This window comes from Pseudomonas sp. TE3911 (genome assembly GCF_054062775.1).
This window is the reverse complement of record NZ_JBSSFP010000001.1, coordinates 2,327,593-2,345,568: the sequence shown is the minus strand read 5'-3', so window position 1 is coordinate 2,345,568 and position 17,976 is coordinate 2,327,593. Positions and strand designations below refer to the sequence as shown.

The 17,976-nt window shown below is 61.7% G+C and carries 20 protein-coding genes; 6 read left to right on the top strand and 14 right to left on the bottom strand.

Features of this window, described 5'->3' with window-relative positions; translation table 11 throughout:
• Positions 1-13: 13 nt before the first annotated feature.
• The 6 genes from ACVWXD_RS10655 to ACVWXD_RS10630 all read right to left on the bottom strand — a co-directional run bounded on the left by ACVWXD_RS10655 (position 14) and on the right by ACVWXD_RS10630 (position 4,887).
• The gene (locus tag ACVWXD_RS10655; protein WP_181643908.1) at positions 14-784 is read right to left on the bottom strand and encodes an SDR family oxidoreductase; all 771 of its coding nucleotides are present in this window, start codon (positions 782-784) and stop codon (positions 14-16) included.
• Complete coding sequence (locus ACVWXD_RS10650; RefSeq protein ID WP_260366910.1) at positions 777-1,577, bottom strand: SDR family NAD(P)-dependent oxidoreductase; 801 nt, start codon at positions 1,575-1,577, stop codon at positions 777-779. Before ACVWXD_RS10650 ends, ACVWXD_RS10655 begins: the two co-directional genes overlap by 8 nt.
• Positions 1,570-2,391 (bottom strand): molybdenum cofactor biosynthesis F family protein, encoded by an 822-nt coding sequence (locus tag ACVWXD_RS10645; RefSeq protein WP_457370982.1) that lies wholly within the window; start codon positions 2,389-2,391, stop codon positions 1,570-1,572. The genes ACVWXD_RS10650 and ACVWXD_RS10645 overlap by 8 nt, the downstream gene beginning before the upstream one ends.
• 84 nt (positions 2,392-2,475) lie before the next feature.
• Entirely contained in the window at positions 2,476-3,135 is a 660-nt protein-coding gene (locus ACVWXD_RS10640) for a helix-turn-helix transcriptional regulator (RefSeq protein ID WP_457370981.1), read from the bottom strand.
• 56 nt (positions 3,136-3,191) lie between these two features.
• Positions 3,192-3,557, bottom strand: a complete 366-nt coding sequence (locus ACVWXD_RS10635) for a cupin domain-containing protein (protein ID WP_032891378.1) — start codon at positions 3,555-3,557, stop codon at positions 3,192-3,194.
• Positions 3,558-3,588: 31 nt separating this feature from the next.
• Entirely contained in the window at positions 3,589-4,887 is a 1,299-nt protein-coding gene (locus ACVWXD_RS10630; protein ID WP_122753248.1) for an NAD(P)/FAD-dependent oxidoreductase, read from the bottom strand.
• A gap of 238 nt (positions 4,888-5,125) precedes the next feature.
• Here ACVWXD_RS10630 and hpaR (ACVWXD_RS10625) point away from each other — a divergent pair, with 238 nt between their 5' ends.
• Positions 5,126-5,548 (top strand): homoprotocatechuate degradation operon regulator HpaR, encoded by a 423-nt coding sequence (hpaR, locus tag ACVWXD_RS10625; RefSeq protein ID WP_032891381.1) that lies wholly within the window; start codon positions 5,126-5,128, stop codon positions 5,546-5,548.
• A 102-nt stretch (positions 5,549-5,650) separates the two neighbouring features.
• Here the strand turns inward: hpaR (ACVWXD_RS10625) and hpaI are convergent, their stop codons facing one another.
• Genes hpaI through ACVWXD_RS10585 form a run of 8 tightly spaced genes read right to left on the bottom strand, consistent with a single transcriptional unit; the run spans position 5,651 to position 12,893 of the window.
• Positions 5,651-6,454 carry a 4-hydroxy-2-oxoheptanedioate aldolase gene (gene hpaI, locus ACVWXD_RS10620; RefSeq protein WP_457370980.1) on the bottom strand — a complete coding sequence of 268 codons (804 nt, stop codon included), beginning with the start codon at positions 6,452-6,454 and terminating at the stop codon, positions 5,651-5,653.
• 14 nt (positions 6,455-6,468) lie between these two features.
• Positions 6,469-7,272: a 2-oxo-hept-4-ene-1,7-dioate hydratase gene (gene hpaH / locus ACVWXD_RS10615; protein WP_032891384.1), complete on the bottom strand. Its 804-nt coding sequence runs from the start codon at positions 7,270-7,272 to the stop codon at positions 6,469-6,471.
• A gap of 12 nt (positions 7,273-7,284) precedes the next feature.
• On the bottom strand, positions 7,285-8,589 hold the full coding sequence (locus tag ACVWXD_RS10610) for an MFS transporter (protein WP_260366908.1): 1,305 nt from the start codon (positions 8,587-8,589) through the stop codon (positions 7,285-7,287).
• A gap of 52 nt (positions 8,590-8,641) precedes the next feature.
• On the bottom strand, positions 8,642-9,034 hold the full coding sequence (locus tag ACVWXD_RS10605; RefSeq protein WP_095184846.1) for a 5-carboxymethyl-2-hydroxymuconate Delta-isomerase: 393 nt from the start codon (positions 9,032-9,034) through the stop codon (positions 8,642-8,644).
• 45 nt (positions 9,035-9,079) lie between these two features.
• Positions 9,080-9,937, bottom strand: coding sequence for a 3,4-dihydroxyphenylacetate 2,3-dioxygenase (hpaD, locus tag ACVWXD_RS10600; RefSeq protein ID WP_032891387.1), 858 nt, complete (start codon positions 9,935-9,937; stop codon positions 9,080-9,082).
• Positions 9,938-9,985: 48 nt separating this feature from the next.
• Positions 9,986-11,446, bottom strand: a complete 1,461-nt coding sequence (gene hpaE / locus ACVWXD_RS10595) for a 5-carboxymethyl-2-hydroxymuconate semialdehyde dehydrogenase (RefSeq protein WP_457370979.1) — start codon at positions 11,444-11,446, stop codon at positions 9,986-9,988.
• A 5-nt stretch (positions 11,447-11,451) separates the two neighbouring features.
• Positions 11,452-12,222 carry a fumarylacetoacetate hydrolase family protein gene (locus tag ACVWXD_RS10590; protein WP_457370978.1) on the bottom strand — a complete coding sequence of 257 codons (771 nt, stop codon included), beginning with the start codon at positions 12,220-12,222 and terminating at the stop codon, positions 11,452-11,454.
• Positions 12,223-12,233: 11 nt separating this feature from the next.
• Complete coding sequence (locus ACVWXD_RS10585) at positions 12,234-12,893, bottom strand: fumarylacetoacetate hydrolase family protein (RefSeq protein ID WP_179179016.1); 660 nt, start codon at positions 12,891-12,893, stop codon at positions 12,234-12,236.
• Between the two features lie 181 nt (positions 12,894-13,074).
• Between ACVWXD_RS10585 and hpaA the strand changes: the two genes are divergently transcribed.
• From hpaA to ACVWXD_RS10560, 5 genes are all read left to right on the top strand, one after another.
• On the top strand, positions 13,075-13,980 hold the full coding sequence (gene hpaA / locus ACVWXD_RS10580) for a 4-hydroxyphenylacetate catabolism regulatory protein HpaA (RefSeq protein ID WP_032891391.1): 906 nt from the start codon (positions 13,075-13,077) through the stop codon (positions 13,978-13,980).
• Positions 13,981-14,163: 183 nt separating this feature from the next.
• The gene (gene hpaR / locus ACVWXD_RS10575; RefSeq protein WP_032891392.1) at positions 14,164-14,586 is read left to right on the top strand and encodes a homoprotocatechuate degradation operon regulator HpaR; all 423 of its coding nucleotides are present in this window, start codon (positions 14,164-14,166) and stop codon (positions 14,584-14,586) included.
• Positions 14,587-14,739: 153 nt separating this feature from the next.
• A complete protein-coding gene (locus ACVWXD_RS10570; protein WP_401379538.1) occupies positions 14,740-15,732 on the top strand; it encodes a helix-turn-helix domain-containing protein in 993 nt (330 codons plus the stop codon).
• Between the two features lie 68 nt (positions 15,733-15,800).
• Positions 15,801-16,733 (top strand): SphA family protein, encoded by a 933-nt coding sequence (locus ACVWXD_RS10565; protein ID WP_122765090.1) that lies wholly within the window; start codon positions 15,801-15,803, stop codon positions 16,731-16,733.
• A 10-nt stretch (positions 16,734-16,743) separates the two neighbouring features.
• Complete coding sequence (locus ACVWXD_RS10560; protein ID WP_181643903.1) at positions 16,744-17,976, top strand: MFS transporter; 1,233 nt, start codon at positions 16,744-16,746, stop codon at positions 17,974-17,976.

Below are 17,976 nucleotides of genomic sequence, written 5' to 3'. Positions count from 1 at the left end.
AGAGACACAGAGGTTATTTCACCTCAGGTAACGTCGATCCGCCATCCACCACGATGGTTTGGCCAGTGATGTAGGCGGCCAGGTCAGACGCCAGAAACAACATGGCTGCGGCAATATCTTCCGGGGCGCCGAGTCGTCCCAGAGGAACGCGGCTGGCGATGTCGGCGTTGACTTGTTCGTCGCCCAGATTGCCCATGGCCGGCGTGGCGATCATCCCTGGCTCGACGCCATTGACCCGCACTCCGTCGCAGGCCAACTCCAGCGCTGTGTTGCGGATAAAACCGTTGACCCCGGCTTTGGACGCCGCGTAGTGACTGAGGCCCGGATAGGCAACCCGTGGCCCGGTGACCGATGACGTGACCAACACACAGCCACCGCCCTGGCGCTGAAACATGGGCAAGGCGGCCTGGGTCAGCCAGAACAATGCGCAGAGGTTGACCGCCAGGGTGCGTTCCAGGACGGCGGGGGTGATCTGTGCGAAGGGTGTCAGCGGGAAATAGCCGGCGTTGTGCACCAGAACATCCAGGCGGCCCCAGTCCAGGTCTATGGCCTTGATACCGTCGAACACGGCGGCGGCGTCAGCCAGATCAAGTTCCATGGCTTCGACCTGACAGCCTCGCACGCGCAGCGCTTCGGCCAGCGCTTGGGCTTGCGCCAGGCGCAGGTCGGCGATCATCACGCGCGCGCCGCGCCAGGCAAACGCCTCGACAATGGCCTGGCCGATGCCTTGGGCGCCGCCGGTGACCAGCACGGTTTTGCCGCTGAAATTTAAATCTTCAGGCATGGGCGTTCTCCATATGGGCATAGGCCAGCGTCGGCACATCCACGATGCTCGAACCGCCGTCGGCGACCACGCTTGCGCCGGTGATGATTGAGGCGTCAGGGCTGGCGAGGAAGCGGCACACCTTGGCGATTTCGTCGGCGCTGGCGGGGCGGCGCAACGGTACGTCGGCGCATACGCGGACATAGGCTTGCTGCAACGTGTCGCCGTAAGCCTCCATCAACGGCTGCATTTCCTGATCGGCCATCGGCGTGGTGACCCAGCCGGGGCACACCGCGTTTACCCGCACCCCACGCGGCCCGTAGTCCCGTGCCAGCGAGCGGTTAAGCCCGAGCAGCGCATGCTTGGCGGTGGTGTAGCCGCAGACTTCCGGCCCGGCGGCCAGGGAGGCGATGGAGCCGAGCAGCACGATATTGCCGGCGCTTTCGATCAGCAGCGGCAGGCAAGCCCGGGCGCTATAAAACGCGCTGTCCAGGTTGCTGCGCAACGCGGCTTCCCAGGTGGCCGGGCTGGTTTGGCTGGCACTGCCCACGCCATGCCCACCGGCACACGCCAGCAATACATCAAGGCGGCCATGGAGCGCGCGAATCTGCGCGATAAAGCCTTCCCAAGTGTCCGGGCAGGCCGCATCGCCGACCAGGATCAGGCCACCGGTTTGGGCCGCCACCTGCTCCAATGGCTCGCGACGCCGGCCGATCAGGATCAGATTGGCCCCTTCGGCGGCGTACAGCCTGGCGCAGGCGGCGCCGATGCCGGTGCCGGCGCCCGTGATGACGACGGTGCGTGGATCAGGCATCGGGATACTCCGTACGGTTGAGTACCTGGCAGTAGGAACTGACCGGAAAGTTCGACAGCTCAGCAAAGGACACGTCGGCATAGCCGAAGATTTTGCCGTCGCTGCGGTGCTGTTGCAGGTCGATCAATACCAGGCCCAAGGTCGGGATGATCTTTTCGCGCCAGACAAACAGGTACAACTGGTCGGCGATCTTGTAGTAGTGGCAGCGGTCGGTATCGCACAGGCCTTGCTCTACGCCCTTGATGCATTGCCAGGCGTAGAACTGATCGTTCAGGTAGATGTGCTCGTAGACTTCGCTCGGGCTGTAGCGGTACAGGTTGCGCAAGCCGGTCAGCTCCTGGGTCGGTGCGTGGGGGCAATGGCCGGGTTGCCAGGGTTGGTCCAGGCTGCCGTGGAGGAAATCCACCTCAACCGAGGTCAACGCTTTGCCGGCCAGGGCGCGGCTGTAGAGGCCTTCTTCGGTGTGCTCGCGGCGCGGCATGCGGCCGATCACGGCGGTGAACGACGAGGTGGCGGTGTCCAGCACCAGGCTGATCGACCACGCCTGGCCAGCTTCGTGTTTGATGAAATCGACCAGGTACAGCCCCGGTCGCACCGATGTAGCGCGGTACGCGGCCGAACCGCTGGAGTGGCCGTCGGCAGCGTGCCAGTGCAGCGCGTCGGCTTCAAAGCGATGTTCGATCTGCCAGCCGTTGGCAAAGTGCAGGGTGAAGGTTTTGCCGTTGAGGTCGGCGAGGTTGGGCAGGATGAACGCTGCGGGGGCGAAACCGTCGGCGAGGGCGCCTACGGTGATCCAGTCGGATGGGGTGGTCATTGCATGGCTCCTGTGGGTTGAATGGACAACCCGGAGCATGAGGTGGAGCAGGGCGCGCGCCTATCAACCGAAGGGTTGAGCCCGCTACAGAAACAGCGTCGCCACCAGTTCGGTGCGGCTGCTCACGCCCGCCTTGCGGAACAGGTGGATCAGGTGGGTCTTGATGGTGGGCAGGCCCACGTTCAGTTCCAGGGCCAGTTGCTTGTTGCTCGCGCCTTGACGCAATAACCACGCGATCTGGCGCTCCTTGGGCGTGAAGGCGGCGAATGCATCCTCACAGGGCTGCATATTGGCCACTGCCATTTGCAGCAGGGCCTGCAAGGCAGTGAGCTGCGCCAATTGGTCGGGGGTGAAGGCGCCTTGTTCGGCAGTGCGCAGTAACGAGATGGCCGCCTGGGGTTGGTCGGCGCGATGGGCAACGATCTCCACCACATCGATTACACCGTAGCGCTGCAGGAAGTCGCGATAGCGGCGGCTGTCACGCTGGGGTTGGCGGGCCATGGCCAAACCCAGCGGCACCACGGCCAGCCCGGTGGACAGGCAATTGCGCGGCTGCAACGGGTCGAATTGCCGGTAGTTGTCCAGGTAGTCGCGGTGCATCTCGCCACTCATGCCTTGCAGTTGGAAATCGCGGGCTTGGAGTTGGCGGTCGACACAATAAAACGCGGCCTGGCTGGCGGGGACGAGCTGGGTGAAAGCCTGCAGGCAATGGCCGGCGACTTCCTGAGCGGGGATGGCGTGCATGGTCGGTCACCTGCGCCGGAGAAAATGCTGCCGACCGAAGCCGGCAGGCAGAACCATCAAACAACCGCGAAATAGTGCTTCACAAAGCTCTCGCTCACAATCTCCCACAGCACCGGCGTGCCCTTGGTCACGAACCAGCTGTCGCCGGCCTTGTAACGGCTGCTCTGGCCGGTGCTTTCATCGGTCAATACCACTTCGCCGGTGACCACGGTGGCCTGTTCGGCAAACGGATAGACCATGCGGAACTTGCCTTGGGTGGTGCCGAAATAGGCACTGCTGACCGGGTCGGTCGGTGCGCCAAAGGTCATTTTGCCGAAGGCGTTGACTTCACCTTCGAGGATCTCGGAACCAAGGTCGGCGACGGTGCCCCAGGCATCGAGGTCGGATAATTGGATGTCTTTCTTGAGCGTCGTAACGGGCATGGCAGTTCTCCTGAGAATGAAACGGTGGGCATCAACGGCGACCGTTGAAGTAACCCGACAGTTGATGAAGGCTTTTACCGGCGGTCAGCAGCAGTGGGCGGATATGGTCCTTACCCAGGATCTGCGCATGCTTGACCGAGCTGATCAGGTCATAGCGCGATGAACCCTCGCTCATGCCTTCGGCCAGGACCTTGCAGATGATGTGGCTGGGCGTGACGCCAAAGCCGGCGTAACCCTGCACATAGAAGGCGTTGGGGCGACCACTGAGGGTGCCGATCTGCGGAAACAGGTTGGCCCCGGTCGCCATCGGCCCGCCCCACGCCAGGTCGATCTTCACGTCCTTGAGGTACGGGAAAATCTTCAGCATCAGGTTGCGGTTCCAGGCTTTGAGGTCCAGCGGGATGTGCTCGACAAACGGCGTGGCGGCACCGAACAGCAGGCGGTTTTCATTGGTGACGCGGTAGTAGTCGATCACCGGCCGAATATCGCTGTAGGCGCCGCGTATCGGGCTGATGCGATGGATCATCTCGTCCGACAACGGTTCGGTCATCAACTGAAAGGCGTAGGTGTTAACGGTCGTCTTGTGCAGTTCGGGTTCGAGCTTGTTGAGGAAACTGTCGCAGGCCCACAGCAACTTGGACGCCTTGACCGAGCCGCGGCCGGTGCGCACGGTGATGCGCTCGCCATAACTGACGTCCAGGGCCGGGCTGTGTTCGAAGATGCGCACGCCATGGCCGGCCAGTGCCTTGGCTTCGCCCAGCAGCAGATTGAGCGAATGCACGTGGCCGCCGCCCATGTGCAGCAGCGCGCTGGTATAGGCGTCGGAACCGATGATCTGCTTGACCTCGGACCCTGCCATAAAGCGGATTTCGTCTTTGGTATTGATCGACTTGAAGTCTTTCTCCCAGGCGCGCAGGGTTTTTTCCTGGCGGGCGTTGAAGCCCATGTAGCCGTAGCCGTGGCAGAAGTCGGCGTCAATCGAGTATTTGGCGATGCGGTCCTTGATGATCCCGGCGCCCAGCTCGCTGATTTCAAAGATCTGGCGCAGGCCTTCGTCGCCCACTTGTTGCTTGATCTTTTCAAGGTCATGGCCGATCCCCGCCATGATTTGCCCGCCGTTGCGACCCGTGCCACCAAAGCCCAGGTAGCGCGCTTCCAGCACCACAATATTGGTGATGCCTTTTTCAGCGAGTTCCAGCGCGGTGTTGATGCCGGAGAAACCGCCACCAATCACTACCACATCCGCTTCCACGTCCTGTTCGAGGGTTGGGAAACTGAGGTTGTATTTTTTGGTTGCCGAGTAGTAGGTCGGCGTTTCGATATTGATCATGGCGCAGCCTGGAAAAGTGAAGGGGAACTCACTGCAGAGCCGACAAGAAGCTCTGTGCCTGTTGGGGTCTATTAACTGCCTTCCGAGCGGTAGGTGTCTTGATTCTGTGTGCCGTCGGTCTTGACCCAGGCTGCCACTGTCCACCCTGGAGCCGGCCAGGCGGTAAAGCGGCACACGGTGATCAGTCGCGGGTGCTAGAATGTTGTTAATCTGTTAACTAATTGCGACGCCTGCACCCATGCCCAAACCGCGCCAATCCCTGACCCTTACTTTGCTCCAAGCGCGTGAAGCCGCCATGGGGTTTTTTCGTCCTTCGCTTAACCAACACGGTTTGACCGAGCAGCAATGGCGGGTCATTCGCATCCTGAGCCAGCACGATGAGCTGGAGATTAATCGTCTGGCGGAGCTTGCGTGCATCCTCAAACCGAGCATGACCGGTGTGCTGGTTCGTATGGAGGCCGCGGGCATGGTTGAACGGCGCAAGGCGCAGCAGGACCAGCGGCGTGTGCTGGTGCGGTTGGCCGACAAAGGTCAGGCGTGTTTTGCCTCGATGAGTCAGTGCATGGAGGCGAATTATCAGCGTCTGCAGGCGGGCTTTGGTGAGGAGAAGTTGCAGACGTTGCTGGCGTTGCTCAATGAGCTGAAGACGCTCAAGCGTTGATAGGGCTAACCCGGCGTCCTGCCGGGTTAGCCCACGGATTCAAGCCTGCGTTCGGACAGCGTGTTTGACGGCAAAGCCAAAGCAAACGCGAATACCACAGCGTCAGTAGATAGCACCGGCAGTGCTTGTGGGCGCCGGTGCATCTTTGAAGGCCGCCGCGAGGCTTTGCAATCCGCGCATCAGCACGGTGGTGTCGACGCCCACTGCGACGAACGCCGCGCCCAGTTCGATGTAACGCCGCGCCAAATTCTGGTCGGCGCTGAGGATGCCGGCGGCCTTGCCGGCGCTGCGGATACGGGCGATGGCGTGTTCAATCGCCGCCTGCACGTCAGGATGGCCGGGGTTGCCGCGAAAACCCATCGAGGCGCTCAGGTCCGCCGGGCCGATAAACACACCATCCACGCCCTCTACCGCCGCAATCGCATCCAGGTTGGCCAGGCCTTCACGGCTTTCGATCTGCACCAGCAAGCACATCTGCTCGTCGGCTTTGTCGAGGTAATCGGGGATGCTGTTCCAGCGCGATGCCCGTGCCAGCGCGCTGCCGACGCCGCGCACGCCGTTGGGCGGGTAGTGGATCGCCTTGACCAGTTCCCGTGCCTGCGCTGCGCTTTCCACCATGGGCACCAGCAAGGTTTGTACGCCGATATCGAGCACTTGTTTGATCAGCGCGGTGTCACCGATGACCGGGCGGATCACCGGGTGGCTGGGGTAGGGCGCCACGGCCTGGAGCTGGCCGAGCATGCCGCGCAGGTCGTTGGGCGCGTGTTCGCCGTCGATCAGCAGCCAGTCAAACCCGGCGTTGGCGGCCAGTTCTGCGCAATAGGCATCGGATAAACCCAACCACAGGCCGATCTGGGCCCCACCGCTGTGCAGGCGTTGCTTGAAGGTGTTGATAGGCATGTCCATCGAGCGATCTCCTGTTAAACGAAGCGGCAGGCAATCGAGCCAAGCATGTCGTAGTCGACATGAAAGGTATCGCCAGGGTTGGCCGCCACCGGCCGGGTGAAGGAACCGCCGAGGATGATTTGCCCAGGTTGCAGGGTCACGTCATACGCGGCGAGTTTATTGGCGAGCCAGGCCACGCCCTTGGCCGGGTGATTGAGCACGGCGGCCGATACGCCGGATTCTTCGATCACGCCATTGCGGTAGAGCACTGCCGGCACTTTGCGCAGGTCGATTTCGGTGGGGCGCACGGCGCGTCCGCCCATGACCACGCCCGCGTTGGCGGCATTGTCGGAGATGGTGTCAAACACCTTGCGGGTGGCGTTGGTGTGCGGGTCGACCTGTTGGATACGCGCGTCGATGATCTCCAGCGCCGGGATCACCCACTCGGTGGCGTCCAGCACATCGAACACCGTCACATTCGGGCCTTTAAGCGGTTTGCCCAGGATGAACGCCAACTCCACCTCGACCCTCGGCACGATAAAGCGCTCGAAGGGGATGTCGGTGCCTTCATCGAAGAACATGTCATCGAGCAGCGCGCCGTAATCCGGCTCGGTGATGTTGGACGACACTTGCATGGCGCGGGAGGTCAAGCCGATCTTGTGGCCGACCAGCTTGCGCCCGTCCTTGATCTTTTGGGCGACCCAGGCGCGCTGGATGGCGTAGGCGTCTTCGATCGTGATCGTCGGGTGCTCCAGGGAAAACTGGCGCACCTGTTCCCGTGACCTTTCGGCCTGGTCAAGGCGGGCGGCGGCTTGCTGGATGAGCTGTTGATCAAGCATGACAAGGGTCTCTCAGTGAGGGTTGACGATGGCGGCCTGGGTGCGCAGCACCAGCAGGCCACCGAGTGCAATAAGCAGCGCCAGGGCGTAAAGGGCCAGGCTGGCGCTGTGGGTGGTGTCGCGCATCCAGCCAATCAGATAGGGCGCAAGGAAAGACGCGATGCTGCCGAAGGAACTGATCAAGGCGATGCCGGCGGCCTGAGTGGTGTTGGAGAGAAACGCCGGAGGTAACTGCCAGAACATCGGCAATGCCGCGCTGGCGCCCATGCCGGCGAGGATCAGGCCGCTCAGCACCAGGGTCGGGTTGGCTGGAGCGAGCCCGGCGAAGGCAATACCGGCAGCCGCCATCAGCAACGGCACGCACAGGTGCCAGCGGCGTTCACGCTGGCGATCCGACGAACGCCCGCAGCCGATCATGAAAAAGCAACCCGCCAGATACGGCACTGCACTGAGCAGTCCGACCTTGCCGTCGCTGCCGACCCCGGCGCCGTGGATCAGTGTTGGCATCCAGAACGCCAGGGTGTTGACCGCCAGCATCACCGCGAAATACACCGCCACCAACAGCCAGACTTGCGGGTTACGCAGAATCGCGGAGAACGAGGTGATCGATTTGCGCTGTTCTTCCTTCGTCAGTTGTTCGCGCAGTTGTTGCTTCTGCGCGGGCGTCAGCCAGGTAACGGTCTCGAAACTGTCCGGCAGGCACTTGAGCACCACCAGCCCGAGCAGGATGACCGGCGCGCCCTCGATGACAAACATCCACTGCCAGCCGCGCAGGCTGCCCAGGTCATGGAAGTGCTCAAGAATGCCGCCCGACAGTGGCCCTCCAATCACCCCGGCCATGGGCACCGCAATCGCAAACAAGGCGGTGACTTGCGCACGCCGACCCGCCGGGTACCAACGGTTGAGGAAGACCAGGATGCCTGGGAAGAAACCCGCCTCGGCCACTCCGAGCAAAAAGCGCAGCACATAGAAGCCCGTGGCGCTGTCGACCATGAACATGCAGGTCGACAGCGCGCCCCACACCACCATCAACGTGGCGATCCAGCGCCTGGGACCCACACGGTCCAGGGCCATGTTGCTCGGTACGCCGAACAGCGCGTAGGCGACAAAGAACAGACCGGCGCCGAAGCCGTAGACCGTGTCGCTGAAATTCAGGTCGGCGCTCATTTGCATCTTGGCGAAGCCGATGTTGATGCGGTCGAGGTGGGCAAAGAGGTAGCAGATCAACAACAGCGGCATCAGCCGCCAGGTGATGGTGCTGTGGGTGCGGTCGCGGGCGACGCTGCCGAGGCTGTCGGCGATATTGGCTGTGCTCATGGTTTTATACTTTTTGTCTGAGAAGGCCGATGGAGTGAACGGGCAGGGCGTGCTAGCCCAGCTGGGCCTTGAGGAAGGCGTGCACGTTGTTCTGCTTGAAGTTGAGCTGCTCGTGCAGCTCGATCATTTCAAACGACAGGGCCAGCAGGCGTTGGGCCTGAAGCTCGGCAAAGTGCGCGGTGATCACCTCAAAAAGATGTTCGGCGACTTGCTGACGGGTCGCCAGGTCGCGGCCATGGCCGACCTTGAGCGTCATGTGCACGAAGGCGTAGTCGTGCTTGCCGTCGGCCATGCGCCAGGTATCCAGGCGCACGCCTCGGCTGCGGATGCCGCCCAGCGGGAACACACCGCTGTCGCCCAGGGTGGCATGGACTTTTTCAAACAGGGCAGGCAAGTCCGCCTGCTGCTCGATGTTGTCGGTGTATTCAGCGATGAAGTGGGGCATGGACGGCTCCTTCAGACCGCGCGGGGACACCGTGCGGCCATACGGTCAAACGGGGAAAATGGCGTTGATCTGCCCGGTGCCTGAGCTGCCGAACGGGGCGGTGATGATTTCGGCAGGCTTGTCGTAATCCGGCCCGCCGAGTAGCCCGAGAAGCATCGCGGTGTCGTGCATCTTGCCTTCGCCGAAGCAGTGTTCGGCGTAGTCCGGAAGCATCGCGCAGAACTCTTTCCAGCGGCCTTGGCGCCAGAGCTCCACCACATGCAGATCGACCTGTTTGTCGAACTCGCGCGTCCAGTTATGGATATTGGCTTCGGCATTACGGTCGTCGGAGAACCGGTGCGACAGTGAGCCGGAAGCCAGCACCACGACTTTGCGGTCGCTCTTCTCGATGGCCCGGCGCACGGCGGCGCCGAACGTGAAGCTGTCTTGCAGGCGATGCCAGGCACACCAGGCGGCAATCGATACCACATTGAATTTCTGCGCGTCCGGTACGCCCATGTGCATGTAGCGCATCGGTACCAGGGTGCCGTATTCCAGCTCCAGGCTGGGGATGTTGTGGGCCAGGGTACGCACGTCGGCCGCATTGGCCTCGGCGGCGATCAACTCGCCAAGTTCCGGGCAGCCTGGGTATTCGTAGTCCATGTTCTTGATGAAGTGCGGCAGCTCGTTACTGGTGTAGGTGCCCTTGAAGTGCTCACCGCTGTTGACGTGATAGGCGCTGTTGACCAGCCAGTGCACGTCAAACACTACGGCGGTGTCGGCGCCCAGTTCGCGGGCGCGGCGGCCGATCTCTTTGTGACCGGCAATCGCTGCTTCACGGCAGCCATGGTGCTTGCCGGGCAGCTCCGATAAATACATCGAGGGAACGTGGCAGATTTTCGCCGCCAGGACGACTTCGCCCATGATGATTCTCCTGAAATTATTGTTGTTGTCTTAGGGGGCTGATGTGACTCAAACGCCCCAGCGTGGAATGTGATGGCTGCCCATCGAGATGCACACATTCTTGATCTCGGCGAACACTTCGAAGCTGTACTGGCCGCCTTCACGGCCGGTGCCGGAGCCTTTCACGCCGCCGAACGGCTGACGCAGGTCGCGCACGTTCTGGCTGTTGATGAACACCATCCCGGCTTCGATGCCATAGGCCAGACGATGCGCCTTGCCGATGTCCTGGGTCCAGATGTACGACGCCAGGCCATAGTCGGTTTCGTTGGCCAGTTTGAGGGCTTCGGCTTCGTCCTTGAAGGGAATGAGGCACACCACCGGGCCGAAGATTTCTTCCTGGGCAATACGCATGTTGTTGTTCACGTCAGCGAACACCGTCGGTTGGATGAACTGGCCTTTGCTCAAGTGCGCCGGCAAGTTGGTCGGACGTTCGAGGCCGCCGGCGAGGAGGGTGGCGCCTTCTTCGAGGCCGATCTTGATGTAGCCGGTGACCTTGTCGTAGTGGGCCTGGGTGATCATCGAGCCGACCTGGGTTTTCGGGTCTTGCGGGTCGCCGACGATCAAGCGTTTGGCGCGCGCAGCAAACTCGGCGACGAACTGCGGATAGACGCTTTCCTGGATAAAGATGCGGCTGCCGGCGGTGCAGCGCTCGCCATTGAGGGAGAAGATCGTGAACAGGGCGGCATCGAGGGCGCGTTCCAGGTCGGCATCTTCAAAGATTAGCACCGGCGACTTGCCGCCCAGTTCCATGGAGTACTTTTTCAGGCCGGCGGTCTGCATGATTTTCTTGCCGGTGGCGGTGCCGCCGGTGAAGGAAATCGCGCGCACGTCCGGGTGACGCACCAACGCATCACCCGCCGTTGCGCCATAGCCTTGGATCACGTTCAAGACGCCGTTGGGGATGCCGGCTTCGACGGCCAGGCGCCCCAGTTCGTTAGCGGTCAATGGCGACAATTCAGACATTTTCAGCACGGCAGTATTACCCAGCGCCAGGCACGGCGCGGTCTTCCAGGTAGCCGTCATGAACGGCACGTTCCACGGCGAGACCAGCGCGCATACACCCACTGGCTGGTACAGGGTGTAATTGAGCATCTGGTCATCGACCGGGTAGCTGTGCCCGTCCATGCGTGTGCAGACTTCGGCGAAGAAATCGAAGTTGTGCGAGGCGCGGGGGATCAGCACGTTTTTGGTCTGGTGAATCGGCAGGCCGGTGTCGAGGGTTTCCAGTTCGGCCAGGTGCGGCACGTTCTGTTCGATCAGTTCGCCCAGCTTGCGCATCAAGCGCGCACGCTCTTTGGCCGGTGTGCCAGCCCATTTGGGAAAGGCTTCCTTGGCGGCGGCCACAGCTTGCGCGACTTCCTCGGCACCGCCGCTGGCGACTTCGCCGATGGCTTCACCGGTGGCTGGGTTGTAGTTGACGAACACGTCTTTACTTTCGACCTCACGGCCGTTGATCCAATGTTTGATCATGCTGCTCAAGCCTCTTTACGGGCGTTGAAGAACGCCGCTTCGCTGACAATTCGATTGACCAGGCGGCCGACGCCTTCGACTTCCACGATCACTTCATCACCGGGCACCACGTCGGCCAGGCCTTCCGGCGTGCCGGTGGCGATCATGTCGCCGGGCTGCAAGGTCATGAAGCTGGACAGGTATTCGATCAGGTAGGGGATGTCGAAAATCATGTCTCTGGTACTGCCTTCCTGGCGCAGTTCACCGTTGATCCACGTGCGCAGGGTCAGGTTGCTTGGGTCTGGCACATCGGCCACATCGACGATCCACGGGCCGACAGGCGTGGTGGCGTCGCGGTTTTTCACCCGCAGGTTGGGGCGGTAGTAGTTTTCCAGGTAGTCGCGAATCGCGTAGTCGTTGCACACCGTGTAGCCCGCCACGTAGTCCAGGGCGTCTTCGCGCTTGACGTGGCGCGCGGGCTTGCCAATGACGGCCACCAGCTCGCACTCGTAGTGCATGTAGGCGACGTTGTCCGGGCGCCATGTCACTTGGTTGTGACCGGTGTAAGTGCCTGGAGATTTAATGAAGGCCAGCGGCTCGGTCGGCGGCGTGAACGCCAGCTCGGCGGCGTGATCGGCATAGTTCAGGCCCAGGGCAAACATGCTGCCTGTGGCCGGTGGCAGCCATTGCACTTGATGTTCGGCCAGCAGGCGGCCATCGGCCAGGCGCACGGCGTTGTGGTCTTCGACATGGGCGAGGTGCACTTCGCCTTCAAACTGGATACGGGCGTGTTTCATGGAAGCTCCTGTTACTCGGCCACGACATGGTTGACGAGGCGGCCCAAACCGCTGATTTCGACTTCGACGGTGTCACCCGGCAGCACATCCACGCGACCTTCCGGAGTGCCAGTGACCAACACATCGCCAGCGTGCAGGGTCATGAACTCGCTGATTTCGGCGATGAGCAAAGGAATGTTGCGCACGAAGTTAGCCGTGGTGTTTTGCTGGCGAATCTCGCCGTTGACGTACAGCGTGATCGCCAGGCTATGCGGGTCAGTGACTTGGGCGGTAGGGATCAATTCGGGCCCGACGGAACAGAAGCCATCCCGGCATTTGGCTTTGACGGCGGGGCGGTAGTAGCTGTCTTCCGGCAGGCTGAATTCATTGATGACGGTGAATCCGGCAACGTAATCGAGTGCGTCGCCCTGGCTGACGCGGCTGGCGCTCTTGCCCATCACCACGCCCAGGGCTGGGCCGGGTTGCAGGCGCTCGCCCTGGCCTGGATGCACCACCGCTGCACCGTGCTGATTGCGCGTATTGGGCGTCTTGATAAACAGCACCGGTTTGACCGGCGGCTTCTGATATGGAGGCTGTTCGAATTCGGCGAGGCGCTGCTTCAGCAGCCCTTGGTAGTTGAGCGCCACACCGAAAAGAGTGCCGGTCGCGACGTCATGCAAGGCATGGCTCATGCTTTCTCCTGGCAGAGCCATGGGGAGGCTCTGAATATTGTTAATGTGTTAACAGTTATAATTAAGATGTTAACTATCGTCAAGCGTGGCAGACTGTTCTCGCGGTGGTTGCGCTGCCCAAATCGGTGCAGGATGAGCGTGGCAGCACCCCGGCAATCAGAATAAAAATGAGTAGCGTGCGATGACCGACCGACAACCCATTCCCAACATCAACATTGGCCAGGTGTACGACCAGCGCTACAGCGACGCGCAGGTCCACTACGACCGGCTGGCCAACCTTGCGGGTTTCTTCGGGCGCAATATGCCGATCCACCGGCACGACCGGTTCTTCCAGGTTCACTACGTGAAAAGCGGTACGGTGCGGGTGTATCTGGACGACCAGCAATACGTCGAGTCCGGGCCGATGTTCTTTCTCACGCCGCCCACGGTGCCGCACTCCTTTGTGACCGAGGCCGACAGTGACGGGCATGTGTTGACGGTGCGCCAGCAACTGGTCTGGCAACTGATCGATGCTGATCCCAGCCTGGCGCCGGCGGGCGCGCAACTCCCGGCCGCGTGCGTGGCGCTGGCGCAGTTGGGCCTGCATGACGCGAGTGAGGTCCGTCGATTGGATTTTCTGTTCGAGGAACTCAGTGCAGAGGTCGAGGCCCAGCGCCCAGGGCACAGTGCGGCCCTGGACAGCCTGACGCGCTTGATCATGATCAGCCTGCTGCGGCTGTGCTCCCACTCGCTGAAAGCCACGCCTGCGCGGCACGAAGACTTGAGGATTTTCCACCGTTTCAACGAGCTGATCGAAGCGCACTACCAGCAACACTGGCCCTTGTCCCGGTATGCGCAAGGCATCGGGGTGACCGAGGCGCGACTCAACGATGTGTGCCGGCGCATCGCCGACCTGCCGTCCAAGCGCCTGATCCTGGAGCGGCTGATGCAGGAGGCCAAGCGGCTGCTGATGTTCACGGGCAGCTCCGCCAACGAGATCTGCTACCAGCTCGGCTTCAAGGACCCGGCCTACTTCAGTCGGTTTTTCCAGCGCTACGCACAGCTCACTCCGGGGGAGTACCGCCAGCGACAATTGGGGCTGCGTTGAGACAGGCATGGGGAACTGCGCCTTGATCTTGTTGATCTTGTACGGATCAGCATGACCAGCGCAGCGGTGCGACAGAATGGCTTTTACACGGAACCGATTGCACTTTTCACAGGCTTGCGCGCGGCTTGCACGGACAGGCCGGCGACACTAAGCTGCCGACTCGCCCCCTCAAGTGGTGCCGATATGGCCAACCCCCGACCTTCGCTGACCCTGACCTTGCTGCAAGCCCGTGAAGCCGCAATGGCTTTTTTCCGACCCGCCCTGAACCAGCACGAACTGACTGAACAACAGTGGCGCGTCATTCGCATACTGCGCCAGCAGGGTGAACTTGAAAGCCATCAACTCGCCCAGCAGGCATGCATTCTCAAACCGAGCATGACTGGCGTGCTGAGTCGCCTTGAGCGTGACGGCCTGGTGCGTCGGCAGAAGTCCAGCCAGGATCAGCGCCGCGTGTTCGTCGCCCTCACCGAACGCGGCCAGCAGTGCTTCGTTTCCATGAGTGAAGGCATGGAAAGCAACTACCAGAAAATCGAGGAACAGTTTGGCGCGGAAAAAATGGAGCAACTGCTGGGTTTGCTCAACGAGCTGAAAAACATAAAGCCTTGATGGGCTAAATTTAGTTAATAAGTGAATGTGTTCGCCCCGCGCAGCACCGATCGCTATCCGTTTTCGGCACAAATGTGCCGCATCACCTGAGTTCGGAATGGAACTTGCCTCGTACCTGACCGGTAAGCCTTGCAACTGAAAAAGGTTGGGTCCATGAACAACAATAATGTGCTGATGCCTGAGGCCGCGGTGGTTGCCCGAGGGGCGCCAGCGCTCCAACGTTTTCTGACCCGCGATATCGACGAGCACGCTCGCAATATGCACGGCTGGCAGGTTCGCTACGATCAAGTGTCTGCGGGGGCCTTTGAAGGGGAGTTGGTGGCGTTCCGGTCGGACTGGATGCAATTGGCCCGCGACCGCTCTAATCAGGCCATGATCAAAAGTGGCATGGCGTGGAAAGGCGCGATCACTTTCAGCATCCCCTTGAGTGCCGATGGCCCGGTGTATTGCTCGGGGCATCCGATCCATGAGCCAAGCCTGTTGGTCGCCCACGGTGAGCATCTTCCTGAGTTGCACACTCCCCAACACCTGGATTTGCTCAGTGTGGCCATTGACGAGCACGTCCTTGAGCATGTGCTGGAGCGTCAGGGCAGCCACTTTCGAATTACCGATCTTCCCAAGTGTTACCGCTTGGGTGACTCGTCTGTGCAGGCTGAACTCGCGGCGCTGTTCGAGGCACTGTCCGGCTCCGAGCAAGCGCGGGATGCGTTGCTGGGACACGATTCGATCCGCCGTGGCCTGCGGGATTCGGTGATGCTGCACGTGCTTGAGCTGATTGCGCCGGATCACGCGCCACCGCTCAACCCCACCGCGCGCAAAAGGATGGTCGACCGCGCACGGGAATACGCGCTGAGTCACCTCGACGAGCCGTTGTCGATCCTCGACCTGTGTAACCACATCGGCGCCAGCCGGCGCAAACTCCAATATTGCTTCCAGGAAACCCTGGGGATCAGTCCGGTGGCGTATTTGCGTGCGTTGCGCCTCAATGCAGTGCGTCGTGAATTGCGAATGAGCACCCAATCCCTGAACGTACAGGACGTCGCGGCACGCTGGGGGTTCTGGCATTTGAGCCGCTTCTCCGGTGACTATCGCACCCTGTTTGGTGAAACCCCTTCACAGACCCTGCGCCGTACGCAACTCTGCTGAAAACGGATAACCCGCCCACGGCGCTGCTGCCTAGGATGACCCACACCACTTGCTGGGAGGGGCATTCGATGAGCAATAACAATAACGCAAGCGCTGCACGCAAGACGTTGTTCACCCTGGGGCTGCTCGGTTGCTGCGCCGGCGTCCAGGCAACCGAGAACGGCGCGCCGACCACGGCGGTCGGCGTGTATGACTTCGGCGCGGGGATGATGCCACCGGCCACGCCGTTCGGCACCATCGGGCTGCGTACGGCGTTCTACTCGGCCAATGTGCAGAAGGACCGCAACGGCCGTTCGATCGACAACCACTTCTCGTTGGACGTCTTGTCGATTGGCGTCGCCTATATGCGCATGACTGATCACACTGTACTGGGCGCCCACTATGGGTTTGGCGTGGTGGTGCCGTTTTTCAAGATGGACGCTTCCGTCAAGGTGCCGACCCCCATTGGGCCGCTGAGCCTGGAGGCTGATCCGTTTCGACTGGCCGATGTGCAATTCCTGCCGGTGATCCTGCAATGGAACCCATCGCCGAATCTGTTCATCAACACCCAATTGCAGATCCAGGCGCCTACCGGTGACTACGACAAGAACCGTCTGGTTTCCCCCGGTCTCAATCACTGGACGTTCTCGCCGATCGTCAACGCCACCTACCTCACCGACAGTGGCTTCGAGGTTTCCTCAAGCTTTGAAGTCGACGTCAACACCCGCAACCCCGCAACCGATTACAAAAACGGTGTCGAGTACCGCCACGAGTTTGCCGTGGGCCAGCACATCGGCCCGTGGACGTTGGGCCTGGGCGGTTATTACTACCGCCAGTTCAGCGATGACGATGCGCCAGGGTTGCAGTCGGGCAACCGGGCACGGGTGCTGGCAGTGGGGCCGGCGGTGAGTTACTTCAAGCCGGGCCTGCCACCGGTCTGGCTGCATGCCTACAAGGAAACCGACGCGCGCAACCGTGCCGAGGGTTACACCGTGGCGCTGCGCATTTCTCAAAGCTTTTAAGGGGCTGGCCATGAATCCATCACGTTCTGAATACGCACCACCCCGGCAAGCCAGCGGGCGCCGTGAAGGGTTGGTGCTGATGCTCGGCAGCAGCCTGACGATCATGGGCGCGGTCATGGTTGCGCCGATCCTGCCCAAGCTTGGCGCCACGTTTGGTCCGCTGGAGCCGCGCGCCGACTTGCTGGTGCCCTTGGCGGTCACCGGGCCGGCGCTGGCGATTGCACTGTGCGCGCCGTTGGCCGGCTGGTTGGCCGACCGGGTCGGGCGCAAGGCGTTGCTGGTCATCGCGACCTTGTTATACGCCGTGCTCGGCGCCTTACCGGCACTGCTGGATAACTTGCAGGCCATCGTGGGCGTGCGCCTGTTGTTCGGCTGCGCCGAAGCCGCCGTGATGACCTGTTGCGCCACCTTGATTGCCGACTATTGGCACGGTGAGGAACGGCTGCGTTACATCAATCGGCAGGTAGTAACCATCGGCCTGGTGGGCTCGCTGTTCTTTGTGGTGGGCGGCGCGCTGGGCGAGCATTCCTGGCGCCTGCCGTTCCTGCTGTACCTGCTGCCATTGCTGTTGGTGCCGCTGATGATGAAGGTGCTGTGGGAACCGGCTAGCCGCCCGCAGTCCCTCGACGAACCCGAGCCGGGCAGGGTAGCCGTGGTGCCGTTGGTACTGGGTTATCTGCTGATTCTCAGCGGGATGGTCCTGAGTTTTATCGTGCCGATCCAGGCCCCGATTCTGCTGGTCGGCCTGGGAGTGACCTCTAGCACGCTGATCGGGCTGTCGGCGGGCTTGGGTTTGCTCGCGACCCTGGGCGGTTCGCTGGCCTGGCCATTGCTGCGTCGACGCTTCGGTATCGTCGGTTGCAACGCGCTGTTGCTGGCTCTGCTGGGGTTGGGGCTGTGGCTGCTGATGCGCGGGCAAAGCTACATCGCGGTGCTGGTGGCGGTGCTGATTCACGGCCTGGGCGCCGGGCTGCTGGTGCCCAACGTGATGGCGCCGGTGATGAATGCCCTGAGTGCCCGGACGCGCGGGCGCGGCCTGGGCGGGTTCACGGCTTGCCTGTATTTCGGCCAATTTGTCAGCCCGCTGGTGGTGGCGCTGCTCAGTGTCTACGCCGTTGACCTGCGCACCTCCATCCAGTGGCTGGCGCTGGCCAGCTTTGCCTCGGCGGCGATCTGGGCGCTGGCAGGCCTGCACGCCCGACGTAAAGGGGCTCCGGGTGCCTTCCGGTCAAGTCATTCGTAA